Annotated in this window: 13 protein-coding genes; all 13 read left to right on the top strand. The window is 60.3% G+C overall.

Annotated elements, in window-relative coordinates; genetic code table 11:
- Positions 1–36 precede the first annotated feature (36 nt).
- The 13 genes from ABRA89_RS13780 (at position 37) to dnaE (ending at position 16,970) form a co-directional block, all read left to right on the top strand.
- The gene (locus ABRA89_RS13780; protein WP_349942074.1) at positions 37–654 is read left to right on the top strand and encodes an NADH-quinone oxidoreductase subunit J; all 618 of its coding nucleotides are present in this window, start codon (positions 37–39) and stop codon (positions 652–654) included.
- Between the two features lie 27 nt (positions 655–681).
- Complete coding sequence (gene nuoK / locus ABRA89_RS13775; RefSeq protein ID WP_322187415.1) at positions 682–990, top strand: NADH-quinone oxidoreductase subunit NuoK; 309 nt, start codon at positions 682–684, stop codon at positions 988–990.
- A gap of 7 nt (positions 991–997) precedes the next feature.
- A complete protein-coding gene (nuoL, locus tag ABRA89_RS13770) occupies positions 998–3,004 on the top strand; it encodes an NADH-quinone oxidoreductase subunit L (protein ID WP_349942073.1) in 2,007 nt (668 codons plus the stop codon).
- Positions 3,004–4,512 (top strand): NADH-quinone oxidoreductase subunit M, encoded by a 1,509-nt coding sequence (locus tag ABRA89_RS13765; protein WP_349942072.1) that lies wholly within the window; start codon positions 3,004–3,006, stop codon positions 4,510–4,512. Before nuoL ends, ABRA89_RS13765 begins: the two co-directional genes overlap by 1 nt.
- Positions 4,513–4,530: 18 nt before the next feature.
- Positions 4,531–5,973 carry an NADH-quinone oxidoreductase subunit NuoN gene (gene nuoN, locus ABRA89_RS13760; RefSeq protein ID WP_349942071.1) on the top strand — a complete coding sequence of 481 codons (1,443 nt, stop codon included), beginning with the start codon at positions 4,531–4,533 and terminating at the stop codon, positions 5,971–5,973.
- A gap of 6 nt (positions 5,974–5,979) precedes the next feature.
- Entirely contained in the window at positions 5,980–6,723 is a 744-nt protein-coding gene (locus tag ABRA89_RS13755) for a biotin--[acetyl-CoA-carboxylase] ligase (RefSeq protein WP_349942070.1), read from the top strand.
- 238 nt (positions 6,724–6,961) lie between these two features.
- Positions 6,962–8,572, top strand: coding sequence for a ribonuclease J (locus ABRA89_RS13750; RefSeq protein ID WP_349942110.1), 1,611 nt, complete (start codon positions 6,962–6,964; stop codon positions 8,570–8,572).
- A gap of 10 nt (positions 8,573–8,582) precedes the next feature.
- Entirely contained in the window at positions 8,583–8,987 is a 405-nt protein-coding gene (gene mce / locus ABRA89_RS13745; RefSeq protein WP_349942069.1) for a methylmalonyl-CoA epimerase, read from the top strand.
- 24 nt (positions 8,988–9,011) lie between these two features.
- The gene (locus tag ABRA89_RS13740; protein WP_349942068.1) at positions 9,012–9,281 is read left to right on the top strand and encodes a DUF1467 family protein; all 270 of its coding nucleotides are present in this window, start codon (positions 9,012–9,014) and stop codon (positions 9,279–9,281) included.
- Between the two features lie 485 nt (positions 9,282–9,766).
- Positions 9,767–11,089 carry a proline--tRNA ligase gene (gene proS, locus ABRA89_RS13735; RefSeq protein WP_349942067.1) on the top strand — a complete coding sequence of 441 codons (1,323 nt, stop codon included), beginning with the start codon at positions 9,767–9,769 and terminating at the stop codon, positions 11,087–11,089.
- Positions 11,086–12,393 (top strand): lipoprotein-releasing ABC transporter permease subunit, encoded by a 1,308-nt coding sequence (locus ABRA89_RS13730; RefSeq protein WP_349942066.1) that lies wholly within the window; start codon positions 11,086–11,088, stop codon positions 12,391–12,393. The genes proS and ABRA89_RS13730 overlap by 4 nt, the downstream gene beginning before the upstream one ends.
- Positions 12,390–13,073 (top strand): ABC transporter ATP-binding protein, encoded by a 684-nt coding sequence (locus tag ABRA89_RS13725; protein WP_349942065.1) that lies wholly within the window; start codon positions 12,390–12,392, stop codon positions 13,071–13,073. Before ABRA89_RS13730 ends, ABRA89_RS13725 begins: the two co-directional genes overlap by 4 nt.
- Before the next feature lie 441 nt (positions 13,074–13,514).
- Positions 13,515–16,970 carry a DNA polymerase III subunit alpha gene (gene dnaE, locus ABRA89_RS13720; RefSeq protein ID WP_349942064.1) on the top strand — a complete coding sequence of 1,152 codons (3,456 nt, stop codon included), beginning with the start codon at positions 13,515–13,517 and terminating at the stop codon, positions 16,968–16,970.
- Positions 16,971–16,977 lie beyond the last annotated feature (7 nt).

The raw sequence follows: 16,977 nt of genomic DNA, 5'->3' as shown, positions 1-16,977 counted from the left end.
GAATGGGCCCCGCGCGAACGACTACAGGGAGCTTCGATGCTCGGTCTCCAGGCATTCTTCTTCTATATCTTTGCCTTCATCGCGGTCGGCAGCGCCCTGATGGTCGTGTTCTCGAAGAACCCGGTCCATTCGGTGCTATTCCTGATTCTCACCTTCGTAGCAGCGGCGGGCCTGTTCCTGCTCGCGGGCGCCGAGTTCCTCGCGCTGATTCTCATCGTCGTCTATGTGGGTGCGGTGGCGATTCTCTTCCTCTTCGTCGTCATGATGCTCGATCTTGACGTCGGCCAGTTGAAGAGTCGCGTGATCCAGTATGCGCCGTTCGGCGCGATTATCGCCGTCCTGCTTCTCGCCGAACTCATCATCGCTGGGTCGGGCTCGATCGCCGATCCGGTGCTCGCCAGCCAGACCGCGCTGCCGATGGACGAAGTGGGCGGCGCCTCGAATATCGAGGCGCTCGGCAACGTGCTCTACACCCGTTACATCCTGTTCTTTCAGCTGGCCGGCCTGATCCTCTTCGTCGCAATGGTAGGCGCCATCGTGCTGACGCTCCGCCACAAGGAGAAGGTGCGCCGCCAGTCGATTCCAGATCAGGTCGCACGCAACCCGTCGACGTCGATCGAGATCAAGCAAGTCGAAAGCGGACGCGGAATATGACGAAGAACGAACGAGGGGCTTGAGAACATGGAAGTTGGTCTCGGCCAGTACCTGACCGTCGCGGCGATCCTTTTCGTGATCGGCGTGTTCGGCATCTTCATGAACCGGAAGAACATCATCACGATCCTGATGTCGGTTGAGCTCATCCTGCTCGCGGTCAACATCAACTTCGTGGCCTTCTCGGCCTTCCTGAACGATCTCGCGGGGCAGGTCTTCGCGCTTTTCGTTTTGACGGTCGCCGCGGCCGAGGCAGCTATCGGCCTCGCTATCCTGGTGGTCTTCTTCCGTAATCGCGGCTCGATCGCCGTCGACGACGTCAACACGATGAAAGGCTGATCGAGACGTGTATCAGATCATCGTCCTTCTCCCGCTCGCCGGCTTCCTTATCGCCGGCCTCGGCGGCAATACGATTGGCGCCAAGGCGTCGGAATACATTACGTCGGGCTTCCTCATCGTCGCAGCGGTTCTCTCCTGGATCGGCTTCCTGACGTTCAGCGCCGAGGAGCCGATGGCTCCGATCACCATGCTGCACTGGATGCAGTCGGGCGGTCTCGACGTTTCCTGGGCTCTCAAGATCGACCGGCTCACGCTCGTGATGCTTGTGGTCGTGAATACGGTGTCGGCGCTCGTCCACATCTATTCGATCGGCTACATGCATCACGATCCGCATCGGCCGCGCTTCTTCGCCTATCTCTCTCTCTTCACCTTCGCCATGCTGATGCTGGTGACGGCCGACAACCTCGTTCAGATGTTCTTCGGCTGGGAAGGTGTCGGTCTCGCCTCTTATCTGCTGATCGGTTTCTGGTACAAGAAGCCGTCCGCGAACGCGGCCGCGATGAAGGCCTTCATCGTCAACCGTGTCGGCGACTTCGGCTTTCTCCTTGGCATCTTCGGCGTGTTCGCGATCTTCCAGTCGGTCAATCTCGACACGATCTTCGCCGGCGCCGCCGATGTCGCCTCGCGCATGGGCGAAGCGGGCGGTGAGGGCGCGGAGGCAGCTGCCGAAGGCGCTGCGAATATGGGTGATGTCGTTCTCAGCTTCGCCGGTTACTCACTGACCATGGGCAGCGCGATCACCTGCGTCTGCCTGCTTCTCTTCCTGGGCGCCATGGGCAAATCGGCCCAGCTCGGGCTGCACACCTGGCTACCGGACGCGATGGAAGGTCCGACACCGGTCTCCGCGCTGATCCACGCGGCGACCATGGTGACCGCCGGCGTCTTCATGTTGGCGCGCATGTCACCGCTCTTCGAGCTCAGCCATACCGCTTTGACAGTGGTGACCTTCGTAGGCGCGACGACGGCGTTCTTCGCCGCGACGGTCGGCCTCGTTCAGAACGACATCAAGCGCGTGATCGCCTATTCGACCTGTTCGCAGCTTGGCTACATGTTTGTGGCTCTGGGCGTCGGAGCGTATTCGGTGGCGATCTTCCACCTCTTCACCCACGCCTTCTTCAAGGCGCTTCTTTTCCTTGGGGCGGGTTCGGTCATTCACGCCGTTTCCGACGAGCAGGACATGCGCCGCATGGGTGGGCTGCGGAAGCACATCCCGATCACCTACTGGACGATGATCATCGGTACGCTTGCGCTGACGGGCTTTCCGCTGACCGCCGGCTACTTCTCAAAGGACGCCGTGATCGAGGCGGCCTTCGTCGGCCACAACGCTTTTGCGCTCTACGGCTGGGGTCTGACGGTAATCGCGGCGCTGCTCACGAGCTTCTATTCGTGGCGCCTGATCTTCCTCACCTTTCACGGCAAGCCCCGTGCTTCCGCGGACGTGATGCATCACGTCCACGAGTCGCCGTCGGTCATGACGATTCCTCTCTTCATTCTCGCGGCCGGGGCGATCTTCGCCGGTATGCTGTTCGAGCATGAATTTGTCGGCGAAGCCTATGAGCACTTCTGGGGTGCGGCTCTCTTCACGGGCGCAGAGAACCACGTGCTGCACGATCTTCATGAGGTCGCGTTCGGTGTGGCGATCATTCCAACGGTCATGATGGCGATCGGCTTCGGGCTGGCCTATTACTTCTACATCGCCAATCCGGCGATGCCGAAGCAGCTCAGCCAGACCCATCGAGGGCTCTACAAGTTCTTCCTCAACAAGTGGTACTTCGACGAGCTCTACGACTTTCTCTTCGTGCGTAGCGCGAAATGGGTCGGCCGTACGCTCTGGAAGACCGGGGACGGACGCATCATCGACGGGTTGGGTCCTGACGGCGTTTCGGCGCGTGTTCTCGATGTCACCAACCGCGTCGTGAAGCTTCAGACCGGTTATCTCTACCACTACGCCTTCGCGATGCTCATCGGCGTCGCGGCGCTCGTCACCTGGATGATGATCGGGGGTATCTCCTGATGACCGAGTGGCCGATTCTTTCGACCGTCACCTTCCTGCCGCTCGTCGGTGCGTTCCTGATCCTGCTTATTCAGGACGACAACGAACTCGCGCGTCGGAACATCCGCAATGTCGCGCTGCTGACGACGGTGTTTACCTTCATCGTCTCTCTCTGGATCTGGGGCGAGTTCGACTACCAGACGACAGGCTTCCAGTTCGTCGAGCAGGCCGAGTGGCTCGGGACGGGCATCACCTACCACATGGGGGTCGACGGCATCTCGATGCTGTTCGTCATCTTGACGACCTTCCTGATGCCACTCTGCATCCTCGCGAGTTACGAGAGTGTTCAGTCGCGGGTGAAGGAGTACATGATCGCGTTTCTCGTCTTGGAAACGCTGGTCATCGGCGTCTTCTGTGCGCTCGACCTGATATTGTTCTACATCTTCTTCGAGGGTGGTCTCATCCCGATGTTCCTGATCATCGGGGTCTGGGGCGGTAAACGCCGCATCTATGCGAGCTACAAGTTCTTCCTCTACACCTTCCTCGGCTCCGTGCTGATGCTGGTCGCTATGATGGCGATGTACTGGGATGCTGGTACGACCTCGATCCCCGAGCTTCTGGCGCACGACTTCCCGGCCTCGATGCAGGCCTGGCTCTGGTTCGCCTTCTTCGCGAGCTTTGCAGTGAAGATGCCGATGTGGCCGGTGCATACCTGGCTTCCCGATGCCCACGTGGAGGCACCGACGGCTGGGTCGGTGATCCTGGCGGGCATCCTCCTGAAGCTCGGCGGCTACGGTTTCCTGCGCTTCTCGTTGCCGATGTTCCCGCTTGCCTCGGCCGATTTCGCGCCGTTCGTCTATACGCTGTCGGTCATCGCGATCATCTACACGTCCCTGGTCGCGCTGATGCAGGAGGACATCAAGAAGCTGATCGCCTATTCGTCGGTCGCCCATATGGGCTTCGTGACAATGGGTATCTTCGCGGCGAACGCACAGGGTGTGCAGGGCGCGATCTTCCAGATGCTCTCCCACGGCCTCATTTCCGGCGCGCTCTTCCTGTGCGTCGGTGTCGTCTACGACCGGATGCACACTCGCGAGATCACGGCCTATGGCGGTCTTGTGAACCGCATGCCGAAATATGCCGTCGCCATGCTGATCTTCACCATGGCGAATGTCGGCCTGCCCGGCACGAGCGGTTTCGTCGGCGAGTTCCTGACGCTGATGGGTGTCTTCCAGGTGAACAGCTGGGTGGCGATCTTCGCGGCAACCGGTGTGATCTTGTCTGCGGCCTACGCGCTGTGGCTTTATCGCCGGGTCGTCTTCGGTGCGCTTGAGAAGGAAAGCCTCAGGCAGATCCTCGATCTCTCGCGGCGCGAAAAGGCGCTGCTCTATCCGCTGATCGTTCTCGTCATCTTCTTCGGCGTCTATCCGATGCCGGTCTTCGATGTGACCGCGGCATCGGTCGAGCAACTTATCAATACCTACAGTGCCGGACTGGAAGCTGCCCAGTCCGTCGCACAGGCCAACTGAAGCGGGGACCGCTAGAACATGGTTTCGGACATGCTCACGAGCAGCCTGTCGATCGTCGGGCCCGAATTCATCCTGACCATCGGGGCGATGATACTCCTGATGGTCGGCGTCTTTATGGGCGGCAAGAGCGTGCAGCTCGTCACGGCTCTCTCCGTGGCACTGCTGATCATCGCTGCGCTTTGGTTGGTTTTCGTGGCCCCGGAAGGCGTCGCCTTTGGCGGTTCGATCGTCGCCGACAGTTTCGCGTCGTTCATGAAGATACTCGTTCTCATCGGCTCGGCGGCGGCGATTGTCATGTCCGCGGGCTACGCCGAGAGCGAGCGCTTCAACCGTTTCGAATTCCCGGTGCTGATCGTGCTGTCGACTCTCGGCATGCTGGTCATGGTTTCGGCGGGTGATCTGATCTCGCTTTATATGGGCCTAGAACTGCAATCGCTGGCAATCTACGTGCTCGCCGCGATCAATCGCGATAGCGTGCGTTCGACCGAGGCCGGCCTCAAATATTTCGTCCTAGGCGCTCTGTCCTCCGGCATGCTGCTCTACGGCGCATCGATGATTTACGGCTTCACGGGACAGATCGAACTGACGGCGATCGCCGAGACGCTGACCGGCGGCGAGCGCTCGCTCGGTCTTCTGGTCGGCCTCGTCTTCCTGCTTGCCGGTCTCGCCTTCAAGATTTCCGCGGTGCCGTTCCATATGTGGACGCCGGACGTCTACGAGGGTGCGCCGACGCCGATTACAGCGCTTTTGGCCGGCGCCCCGAAGATTGCCGCCATGGCGCTGCTCGTGCGTTTTGCGATGGAAGGGTTTCTCCCCGTCGCTGTCGACTGGCAGCAGGTCATCATCTTCATCTCGATCGCCTCTATGGGCTTCGGCGCCTTCGCAGCGATCGGCCAGAAGAACATCAAGCGGCTGATGGCCTATTCCTCGATCGGCCATATGGGTTACGCGCTCGTCGGCTTGGCGGCCGCCAACATGGAAGGCGTCCGCGGCGTTGCCCTTTACATGGCGATCTATCTGGCGACAACCCTCGGGACCTTCGCCGTGATTCTCTCCATGCGCCGCGACGATGGACCGGCCGATCAGATCGAAGACCTCTCCGGCCTCTCCAAGACGAACCCCGTCATGGCAACCTTCCTGACGATCATGATGCTGTCGCTGGCCGGGTTGCCGCCGCTCGCGGGCTTTTTCGCCAAATACTTCGTCTTCATGGCGGCGGTCGAGGCGGGGCTCTATGCGCTAGCGGTAATCGGTGTTCTGGCGAGTGTCGTCGGGCTCTATTACTATCTGCGCATCGTGAAGCTGATGTGGTTCGACGACGAAGCCAAGCCCTTCCTGCCGGCCCCGATCGAGCTCAAGCTCGTCCTCTGGGTGGCGGGGCTGTTCGTCTTCCCGATCTATCTCTTCGTCGGCGGCCCCGTCTTCGCGGCGGCCGGAGAAGCCGCGCAGTCCTTCTTCTGATCTGCGATGCAGGCGGGCTCCACGCGATACCGCCGGCTTTCGTTCGCGGACGTTTCCTCGACGAACACTCTAGCGCTTGAGGCCGCGCGGTCTGGTGATCCCGGCGATCTTTGGATTACCGGCGAGCGTCAGCTTGAGGGTCGCGGCCGCATGGGCCGGAAGTGGGTGTCGGAGTCCGGCAATCTCTATGCGAGCTGGCTCGGAATCGATATTGCGCCGCCTGCCGAACTCGCCAAGCTGCCTTTCGTCGCATCGCTCGCGGTCCGTAATGCCGTCGAGCGCTTCATCGAACCGTCGGCGCACGCTCAGACGAAGTGGCCGAACGATATTCTGATCGACGGCAAGAAGCTCGTGGGCATTTTGCTGGAGTCCTGCCGGTTACCGGACGGTCGGCAGATTATTATTCTCGGCTGCGGCATCAATATCGAGCATAAGCCGAGCGACGCGCCCTATGGAGTTACGTCGCTGCGGGACGAAGGTTATAGATCCGGCACGGAGCCAGTCTTCGAAGCGCTGGCGGATGAGTGGCATCGCCAGGTTACGCGATTTGACGCAGGCGTGAACTTTCCCCAAATTCGCAACGAATGGCTGGATCATGCAGTTGGCCTCGGCAAGCCCTGCACGGTGCGGCTTCACGACAGAACGTTGACTGGTACCTTCGAGACCCTCGACGCAGACGGGCGGTTGATACTGGGTCTCGCGGATGGCACGAAACAGTCTATATCGGCGGGAGACGTTTTCTTTGCCTGAGCGCTCTTTTCGGATTGAAGCGCTCACATGACGAACAGACGAGTAGCGGCGCGATACAGGATGGCGCCCGTTCTCGACGAACACTTTCGCGACGCGGAATCAACGTGGCGCGGCGAACGAACGAAAATGAAGAGAGAAACGAGACCGGCGCCCATACGGCGCCGTGCCGAACGCATGAAAGTATGAAAGCTTGACACAATTGGTATTCGTGCCGCTCGGCGGCATCGGCGAGATCGGAATGAACCTCGCCCTTTATGGCTATGGGCCGGAGCATGATCGCGAATGGATCATGGTGGACTGCGGAATTTCCTTTGCTGGCCCGGATATGCCCGGCGTCGACCTTGTCTTTCCGGACATCCGTTTCATCGAAGAACATGTGAAGTCTCTGAAGGGCATCGTCATCACCCATGCTCATGAGGATCACTACGGTGCGCTTCTCGACCTGTGGCCTCGCTTGAAGGCTCCGGTCTATGCCACGGAATTCACCGCTGGATTGCTCGCCGCAAAGCGGGAGGGCGAACCAGGTGCGCCGAAGATTCCCGTCGACGTCTTCAAGGCGGGAGATCGTTTCAAGATCGGTCCGTTCGAGATCGAGGCGATCAATGTGACGCACTCGATTCCCGATCCGGTTGCGCTCGCCATTCGCACCGGGGCGGGAACGGTCATTCACACCGGTGACTGGAAGATCGACGCGACGCCTGTGCTCGGCGAGCCGACGGACGAGAAGCGTCTGCGTGAGATCGGCGACGAGGGCGTGATGACCCTCGTCTGCGATTCAACCAATGCCATGCGCGAGGGTGAGAGTCCCAGCGAATCGGAAGTCGCGGCTTCGCTGACGAAGATCATCATGAGCGCGAAGGCGCGGGTGGCCGTGACCACCTTCTCGTCGAATGTCGGGCGCATCCGCTCGGTCGCGCGGGCTGCAACCGATGCCGGCCGTCAGGTTCTGCTCATGGGCCGGTCCATGCGGCGTACGATCGATGTCGCCCGTGAGGCGGGCTACATGGACGATGTGCCCGAATTCCTGTCGGAACAGGACTTCGGCCATATCCCGCGCGACAAGGTCGTGATCATCCTCACCGGCAGTCAGGGCGAGGCGCGCGCGGCGCTGGCGCGGCTTTCCCGCGACGAACATCCGAGCGTCGCACTCTCGAAGGACGACCTGGTCATCTTCTCGTCCCGTGCGATTCCGGGCAACGAGAAGCCGATCATCGAGATCAAGAATGCGTTTCTCGAGCGCGGCGTGAAGATCATGGAGGACGGTGACGGTCTGGTCCACGTCTCCGGCCATCCGCGGCGGAATGAACTGAAGAAGATGTACGAATGGGTTCGCCCGCAGACGGCGATCCCCGCCCATGGCGAGCCGGCCCATCTTGCGGCTCATGCAGAGCTCGCGCGGGAGATGGGGGTTGAGCATGTCGTCGAAGCGCGTAACGGCCATCTCGTGCAGCTTTCGCCGGGCAAGGGCGCGGTCATAGACGAGGTCCCCTTCGGCCGCCTCTACAAGGACGGGCATCTGCTTGGTACCGCGGACGATATGGGCATCATCGAGCGGCGGCGGCTTTCCTTCGTCGGGCAGGTCTCCGTACTGATCGAGCTCGACGGCAAGCGCAATCTCAAGGATGATCCTGATCTCGTCTCCATCGGCCTGCCGATCGAGGACGAAGAGGGCGAGGATTTGGAAGACCTGCTGGTCGATGCCGCGGCCGGGGCCGTTGAGAGCATTCCGAATGCACGCCGCAAGGACCCCAACACAGTGCGCGAAGCGGTCCGGCGTGCCGTGAGAAATGCGGCGCAGGAAATCTGGGGCAAGAAGCCGCTGACCACCGTCTTCATTTCGATGGAGTGAAGAAAAGCCGATGCTCGGACGTCTCAACCATGTCGCTCTTGCGGTGCCAGATCTCGCCGCCGCAAGCGCGCTCTACCGCGACGCTCTGGGGGCCAAGGTCTCGCAGCCGCAGGGCCTGCCGGAACACGGCGTGACGGTCGTCTTCGTCGAACTGGACAACGCCAAGATCGAGCTTCTCGAGCCTCTGGGCGAGGACTCGCCCATTGCCGCCTTTCTCGCCAAGAACCCGAAAGGCGGCATGCACCATGTCTGCTACGAAACGAAAGATGTGCGTGCGGCGCGGGACCGGCTGGTCGCAGCCGGAGCCCGTGTGCTTGGCGACGGCGAGCCTAAGATCGGGGCGCACGGTAAGCCGGTGATCTTTCTCCACCCCTCCGATCTGTTCGGCACGCTGACCGAACTGGAAGAAGTCTGAAAACTCTAAAACGGGACGATGACTATGGGCTGGGTCTCGGGACTTGCAATATTCTTCATCATCTGGTGGACGGCCCTGTTCGCCGTCCTCCCCTTCGGAAATCGGATCCCCGACGGAGAGGACCAGCTCCTCGGAACGCAGGAAGAGACACCCTCAAATCCGCACATGCTGAAGAAGGCGGGAATCACCACGGTCGTCGCCGTGATTGTTTTCGCGCTGTTCTACCTTGTAACGGAAATCATCGGCTTCAGCTTCGCCGACTTCCCGCAGATCATTCCCGATCCGTCCAGCTGAGCGAGACGTTTCGCTCGCCGGAAAGCAGAACTGTTTCGGTAGCTTTTGCAGGCCAAAAAAAATGCAGGGCCGAAGCCCTGCACTCGAAGAATTGCGTGTCTGGATCTCACTCCGATCCCTAAGGATCGGGGCTGCGGCTGACCCGCGCCGGAGATCTCGTCCTCCCAAGACTAGACCGCTCAGTCCGGTTTTCTGGCGAAACCGTGACAACGAGGGTGACGATAGGCAACTCCTCACGGCTTGTCACGTAAAATTTCAACGGGATCGGTCTTTCAAACAAAGTGCTGTTTTGCACTACATCTGAGAGGCAAAAGATTCGCGGGCGAAAGTGTTTAAATCACAGATATTTCGTTATTGCTCGGCTTGTGCATCCACGACATCTGCCTTGGAAATGCCGCTTCCCATATGGGTTGCGAACCGGTAAACGCCGGACCTGCCTGGATACGGGATCCGGCTTAACCCCGCCGAACTGACGGTAACATCACATGCGATTGTCGCGCTATTTTCTGCCTATCCTCAAGGAAACGCCGCGAGAGGCAGAGATCATCTCGCATCAGCTCATGCTGCGCGCCGGCATGATCCGCCAGCAGGCGGCCGGTCTCTACACGTTCCTGCCGCTCGGGCTGAAGGTGTTGAACAAGGTCTGCAATATCATCCGTGAGGAGCAGAATCGGGCAGGTGCCAACGAGCTCCTGATGCCGACGATCCAGTCGGCCGATCTCTGGCGCGAGTCGGGCCGTTACGACGCCTATGGCGAGGAGATGCTCCGCATCACCGACCGGCACAAGCGCGATCTCCTCTATGGGCCGACCAACGAGGAGATGGTGACGGATATCTTCCGCTCCTATGTCCGATCCTACAAGAGTCTGCCGCTCAACCTCTACCACATCCAGTGGAAGTTCCGGGATGAGGTGCGCCCGCGCTTCGGCGTGATGCGAGGTCGCGAATTCCTGATGAAGGACGCCTACTCCTTCGATCTCGACTTCGAGAGTGCGCAGACCGCTTATCACCGTATGTTCGTCTCCTATCTGCGTACCTTCAACCGCTGCGGGCTCCAGGCGATTCCCATGCGCGCTGATACCGGGCCGATCGGCGGCAATCTGAGCCACGAATTCATCATTCTGGCCTCGACCGGCGAGAGCGAGGTGTTCTGCCATCGCGACTATCTCGACATGGAGATCCCGTCGGAGGCGATCGATTTCGACGATGCCGGCCAGCTGGCCTCGATCGTCCAGAAATGGACCACACCCTATGCCGCGACCGACGAAATGCACGACGAGGCTGCATGGAACGCTGTTTCAGCTGACAACCAGCTCAACGCACGCGGTATCGAGGTCGGCCACATCTTCTATTTCGGAACGAAGTATTCCGAGGCGATGAACGCGGTCGTGACCGGCCCCGATGGCAAGGACGTGCCTGTCCATATGGGCTCATACGGCATTGGTCCGAGCCGTCTTGTCGCCGCGGCGATCGAGGCTTTTCATGACGATGCCGGCATCATATGGCCGCGCGCAATCTCGCCCTTCGATGTCGGACTGATCAACATGAAGCCGGGCGATGCCGAATGTGACGCGGCCTGCGAGAAGCTTTATGCGGAGATGAAACAGGCCGGCATCGACGTACTCTACGACGATCAGGAAGGCCGTGCTGGCGGCAAGTTCGCGACGATGGACCTCATCGGGCTGCCGACTCAGGTCATCATCGGCCCTCGCGGCGCCAAGAGCGGCGAAGCCGAAGTCAAGGACCGCGCAAGCGGCGCGCGCGAAAGCATTCCGATGGAACAGGTTATCGCCAGGGTGAAGGCTTGAGCACGACGACCGCCGATACGCCGAGAGCAGAAAAGAAGGATCGCCAAGGCGCCTCGCCGTTTTCGCGGTTCGAGTGGCTGCTCGCCGGCCGCTATCTGCGTTCGCGCAAGCGCGAGGCCGGCGTTTCGGTGATCGCCGGGTTTTCCTTCGTCGGCATCATGCTGGGCGTTGCGGCACTCATCATCGTCATGTCGGTGATGAACGGCTTTCGCACCGAACTTCTGAGCCGTATCCTCGGTGTCAACGGCCATGTCATCGTCATGCCGATCGATCAGCCACTGAGCGATTACGACGAGGTTGCCCAGCGCATCGATCAGGTGCCGGGCGTCGCCTATTCGATGCCGCTGGTTCAGGGGCAGATTCTCTCCCAGGGGATGGGCACGTCATCCTCCGGCGCGCTCGTGAAGGGCGTTTCAGGTGCTTCGCTAAAGAACCTGACACCGGTCTCCGACAACATCTCGCAAGGTTCTATCGAGAATTTCGACGAGGGTGACAGCGTCGCGATCGGCGCCCGTCTCGCCGAGCGTTTAGGCCTGCGCATTGAAGATCGGATCACGCTGATTTCGCCCGAAGGCGACGTGACGCCGCTCGGCACGACCCCCCGCGTCAAATCCTACCCGGTGGATGCGATCTTCGAGATCGGCCTTTCGGAATATGACGCGGCCTACGTCTATATGCCACTGTCCGAGGCCCAGCTTTTCTTCAATTCTGAAGGCGAGACCCAGTCCGTCGAAGTCTTTGTCGATGATCCCGACAATGTCGCCGATCTTCAGCCTGCCATCGAGGCGGCAGCCCAGAGGCCAGTCTACTCGGTGACCTGGCAGAGCCAGAACCAGTCATTCTTTTCCGCGCTCCAGGTCGAGCGAAACGTGATGTTCATCATCCTCACGCTCATCGTACTGGTCGCGGCGCTCAACATCATTTCGGGTCTCTTCATGCTGGTGAAGGGCAAGGGGCGCGATATCGCGATCCTGCGCACCATGGGGGCGACGCGCGGCTCGATCATGCGTATCTTCTTCATTACCGGCGCCTCGATCGGTGTTTCGGGCACCATCGCCGGCTTCGTTCTCGGCCTGCTGTTCTGCCTCAATATCGAAAGCATCCGCGCGTTCTTCTCGTGGCTTTCCGGCGTCGACCTCTTCAATTCGGAAATCTACTTCCTGAGCGAACTGCCCGCCGAGGTGCAGGCGTCCGAAGTCACCCTCGTCGTTCTGATGGCAATCGGGCTCTCTCTCCTCGCGACGATCCTGCCCTCCTGGCAGGCCTCGCGGCTCGATCCGGTCGAGGCACTGAGATACGAATGACCTCTGCTCTCGAACTGAAGACTGTCGGGCGAAGCTTCGTCCAGGGCGAGAACGAACTCGTTGTCCTCAAGGACGCCGATCTGAAGATTTCGTCCGGCGAGATGGTGGCGCTGGTCGCTCCGTCTGGCTCCGGCAAATCGACTCTTCTCCAGATCGCCGGCCTTCTGGAAAAGCCGAACGACGGCGAGGTGATCGTCAATTCGCGTGAATGCTCGAAACTGGACGACAAGGCGCGCACGGCGATGCGCCGACGTTCGATCGGCTTCGTCTACCAGTTCCACCATCTTCTGCCCGAACTCTCGGCGCTTGAGAACGTGATGATTCCGCAGCTCATCCTCGGGCGCTCTCGCGGCGATGCTTCAGCAAGGGCGGCAACGCTGCTCGACCATATGAGGATTTCGGCGCGGGCCGATCATCGCCCAGCGGAGCTTTCCGGCGGCGAGCAGCAGCGTGTCGCCATTGCAAGGGCCGTCGCGAACGAACCGCAGGTTCTGCTCGCCGACGAACCCACGGGCAATCTTGATCCGTCAACGTCGGATCACGTGTTCCAGTCTCTGACGGAGATCGTTCGCGAGTCGGGTTTGGCGGCATTGATTGCCACTCATAACCACGAACTGGCGTCGCGAATGGACCGCATCGTGACACTCGACAGCGGGAAGGTCGTCGCAAAGACCGATTGAGAAAACTCTCGCCTGCTGCTGCGTAGATCGATCTCTCCTTTTATTTTCAAACAGTTGGCGCGGTGCTTCTTGTGCCGTAGTCCGCACTCGCCCAACGCACTTGACAAAAGGAACAAAACAAGAACATTTTGGCTGTGTCATTTGGAAAATCAGGAGAACAGACATGATCGGATTGACGAAAGATCTGGCTTCGTTGGTGGCCGTCGCTGGGTTCGTCCTTTCCCTGATGATGATCGCCTCCGGCGTTTGAGCCGTTCGAGGGATTAACCGGTCTTTGTTCTGTTCAGCCTTCTCGAGACGATACACCGGAAATCCGGAAATCTGTGGAAGCGGCAGGTATTGGCGGTTTATCCAGTCGCCCGTCGCACGTATCTGAAGAGAGGCGATGCATCTCTTGGAGATGCCGGTTGCCTTGATGCGATGAAGAACCGAAGGTGAGTGATGACCGAGACTTTGGATCGCCTGAAATTCATCCATCTTCGCAGCCACAGTGCGTTTTCGCTGCTCGAAGGCGCTCTCAAACTCGATCAGATCATCAAGTTCGCGGTTGCGGACGGGGCCCCTGCCGTTGGGATTGCCGACACCAACAATCTCTTCGGAGCGCTCGAATTTTCCGAGAAGGCGGCCAAGAGCGGATTGCAGCCGATTATTGGCTGTCAGCTCGATGTCGATTTCGAGGATGGCGAGAACGACCGAGAACGGGCTGCTCTGTCGCCGGCACCGATCGTTCTGATCGCCGGATCTGACACCGGATACGCCAATCTCGTCGAGATCGTATCGAAAGCTTATCTCGGCCACGAGACAAACGCTCGCCCGCATGTGAAATCATCCTGGCTGGACGACCTCGCCGAAGGCGTGATTGCTTTGACCGGCGGCCCGTCAGGGCCTATCGGCCTCGCGATCGGTGCCGAGCGCCAACAGATCGCAGAGGCACGACTTCAAAAACTCAAACAGGTCTATTGCGATCGGCTCTATGTCGAGCTTCAGCGCCAGGTTGGGTACAGCCGACGCGTTGAGGCGGGCACGCTCGAGCTGGCCTATGCGCACGACGTGCCGATTGTCGCGACAAACGAGCCTTACTTTTATTGCGCCGAGGATTATGACGCCCACGACGCACTACTCGCCGTCGCGTCGAACCGACTGGTTAGCCACGAGGATCGCCGCCGCCTGTCGCGCGATCACTGCCTGAAGAACCAGAACGAGATGGCGGAGCTGTTCGCCGATCTGCCTGAAGCTCTCGAAAATACGATCGAGATTGCGAAGCGCTGCAGCTTCCGCCCGAAGGTGAGGGGACCCATCCTGCCGCGCTTTGCAGGCGCCGATGCCGATCCGGCCGAGGCGGAGAAAGCGGAGGCCGCCGAGCTGCGCCGTCAGGCATTTGAAGGCCTCGACCGGCGGATCGAAAAGCTTGGCATCGCCGACGGTCATACAGTTGAGGAATATAAGGAGCGCCTCGATTTCGAGCTGACGATCATCGAGCGGATGCAGTTTCCGGGCTACTTCCTGATCGTCGCCGACTTTATCAAATGGGCCAAGGATCAGGGCATCCCGGTCGGGCCGGGGCGTGGCTCGGGTGCCGGTTCGCTGGTCGCCTATGCCCTCACGATCACCGATCTCGATCCGCTTCGTTTCTCGCTTCTCTTCGAGCGCTTCCTCAATCCCGAGCGCGTCTCGATGCCGGACTTCGACATCGACTTCTGTCAGGACCGGCGCGAAGAGGTGATTCGCTACGTCCAGGAAAAATACGGTCGCGAGCAGGTCGGACAGATCATCACCTTCGGTACGCTTCAGGCGAGGGCGGTGCTGCGCGATGTCGGCCGCGTGCTGGAAATGTCCTACGGCCACGTCGACAAGCTCTGCAAGCTTGTGCCGGCCAACCCCGCGAACCCGGTGACGCTCGCCCAGGCGCTGGAGGAAGAACCGCGCCTGAAGGAAGCGCGCGAGAAGGAAGAGATCGTCGATCGGCTGATCTCGATCGCGCTCAAGCTCGAAGGTCTCTATCGGCACGCCTCGACGCATGCGGCGGGTATCGTCATCGGCGATCGCCCGCTTCAGAAGCTGGTCCCGATGTATCGAGACCCGCGCTCCGATATGCCGGTGACCCAGTTCAACATGAAATGGGTCGAGCCAGCCGGGCTCGTGAAATTCGACTTTCTCGGCCTCAAAACCCTGACGACGCTTCAGACGGCCGTGTCCTTCGTCGAGCGCAACAAACAGACGGTGATCGATCTTTCGGCGATCCCGCTCGACGACAAGCCGACCTACGACATGCTGACGCGGGGTGAGACGGTCGGCGTCTTCCAGCTGGAATCGGTCGGCATGCGCAAGGCGCTGATCGGCATGCGGCCGGACGTCTTCGAGGATATTATCGCGCTGGTCGCGCTCTATCGTCCGGGTCCGATGGAGAACATTCCGACCTACAACGCCAGAAAGCATGGTGAGGAAGAGCCGGACTTCATCCACGAGAAGATCGCGCCAATCCTGAAGGAGACCCAAGGCGTCATCATCTATCAGGAACAGGTGATGCAGATCGCCCAGGTTTTGTCAGGCTATTCGCTTGGCGAGGCCGATATGCTCCGCCGCGCGATGGGCAAGAAGATCCGCGCGGAGATGGACAAGCAGCGGGTACGCTTCGTCGACGGTGCGGTGGAGCGCGGTATCACCAAGAAGCAGGCGGATATGATCTTCGATCTGCTCGCCAAATTCGCCAATTACGGCTTCAACAAGAGCCACGCGGCGGCCTATGCGCTGGTTGCCTATCAAACGGCCTATCTCAAGGCGAACTATCCGGCCGAGTTCCTGGCCGCCTCGATGACCCTCGATGCGGGCAACACAGAAAAGCTGAACGAATTCCGTCTCGACGCACGGCGGCTCGGCATCGAGGTCGTGTCGCCTTCGGTCCAGACGTCGTTCCGCAAGTTCGAAGTCTCTGGGAACAAGATTTTCTATGCGCTTGCGGCGATCAAAGGCGTTGGCGAGCATGCCGTTGACCACATCGTGGAGAAGCGAGGCGACAAGCCATTCAAGTCTCTGGAAGACTTCTGCGGCCGCGTCGATCCGAAGATCATCAACAAGCGGACCTTCGAATTCCTGATCGCCGCGGGTGCCCTCGACTGCTTCGGCCACGAACGCGCGGTGCTCATGAGCAATGTCGAGCGGATGATGGGCTATGCGGCACGGATTGCCGAGAGCCGTACCTCGGGGCAGGCCGATATTTTCGGCGCTTTGTCATCCGAACCCGAACCTCTGCGCCTCGGACCGGCGCCACTCTGGACTGCATCGGAAAAACTCCTTCGCGAGTTTCAGGCGATTGGTTTCCACCTGTCGGCCCATCCGCTCGACGAATACCGTGCCACGCTCAAGCGGCTTCGTGTCCAGTCCCATGCCGACGCGGTTGCCGCAGTGAAGCGAGGGGCGAGTGCAGTGAGGCTTGCCGGCACCGTCACGAGCCGGCAGGAACGCAAGACGCGCTCGGGCGGCAAGATCGGTATCATCCAGATGTCGGATGCGAGCGCGCAATATGAGGTGGTGCTCTTTTCCGAGTCGCTTTACGCTTTCCGCGACATTATGGAGCCGGGCGCCTCGGTCATTGTGACGGCCCAGGCCGAGGAGCGGCCCGAGGGTGTCTCCTTCCGTGCGAACAACGTGCAGTCATTGGAGGACGAAGCGGTTCGCATGCAGAAGGCGCTTCGCATCTTCCTGCGCGACGAAAACCCGATCGATGCCTTCCAGAGCCATTTGCAACCGAACGGCGATAGTGAAGTCTCCATCGTACTTCTGCGTGACGACGGCGGCCGCGAGGTCGAGATCATGCTGGCGGATAAGTACCGGGTCTCGCCGCAGATCGCGAGCGCCATCAAGGCGGCGCAAGGCGTTGTCGACGTCGAACTGGTTTGAGCTCTGA

This window comes from Fulvimarina thalattae, from assembly GCF_040239565.1.
Taxonomy (GTDB): Bacteria; Pseudomonadota; Alphaproteobacteria; order Rhizobiales; family Rhizobiaceae; genus Fulvimarina.
Note: the sequence above shows the minus strand (reverse complement) of the source record. Positions and strands in the feature narration are given on the sequence as shown.

Bases quoted from the DNA above. Each gene is read 5' to 3' on its own strand.
- nuoK (WP_322187415.1), top strand. From the start codon at position 682: ATGGAAGTTGGTCTCGGCCAGTACCTGACCGTCGCGGCGATCCTTTTC.
- ABRA89_RS13755 (WP_349942070.1), top strand. From the start codon at position 5,980: ATGCAGGCGGGCTCCACGCGATACCGCCGGCTTTCGTTCGCGGACGTT.
- ABRA89_RS13765 (WP_349942072.1), top strand. From the start codon at position 3,004: ATGACCGAGTGGCCGATTCTTTCGACCGTCACCTTCCTGCCGCTCGTC.
- ABRA89_RS13725 (WP_349942065.1), top strand. From the start codon at position 12,390: ATGACCTCTGCTCTCGAACTGAAGACTGTCGGGCGAAGCTTCGTCCAG.
- mce (WP_349942069.1), top strand. From the start codon at position 8,583: ATGCTCGGACGTCTCAACCATGTCGCTCTTGCGGTGCCAGATCTCGCC.
- ABRA89_RS13780 (WP_349942074.1), top strand. From the start codon at position 37: ATGCTCGGTCTCCAGGCATTCTTCTTCTATATCTTTGCCTTCATCGCG.
- ABRA89_RS13740 (WP_349942068.1), top strand. From the start codon at position 9,012: ATGGGCTGGGTCTCGGGACTTGCAATATTCTTCATCATCTGGTGGACG.
- proS (WP_349942067.1), top strand. From the start codon at position 9,767: ATGCGATTGTCGCGCTATTTTCTGCCTATCCTCAAGGAAACGCCGCGA.
- ABRA89_RS13750 (WP_349942110.1), top strand. From the start codon at position 6,962: ATGAACCTCGCCCTTTATGGCTATGGGCCGGAGCATGATCGCGAATGG.
- dnaE (WP_349942064.1), top strand. From the start codon at position 13,515: ATGACCGAGACTTTGGATCGCCTGAAATTCATCCATCTTCGCAGCCAC.
- nuoN (WP_349942071.1), top strand. From the start codon at position 4,531: ATGGTTTCGGACATGCTCACGAGCAGCCTGTCGATCGTCGGGCCCGAA.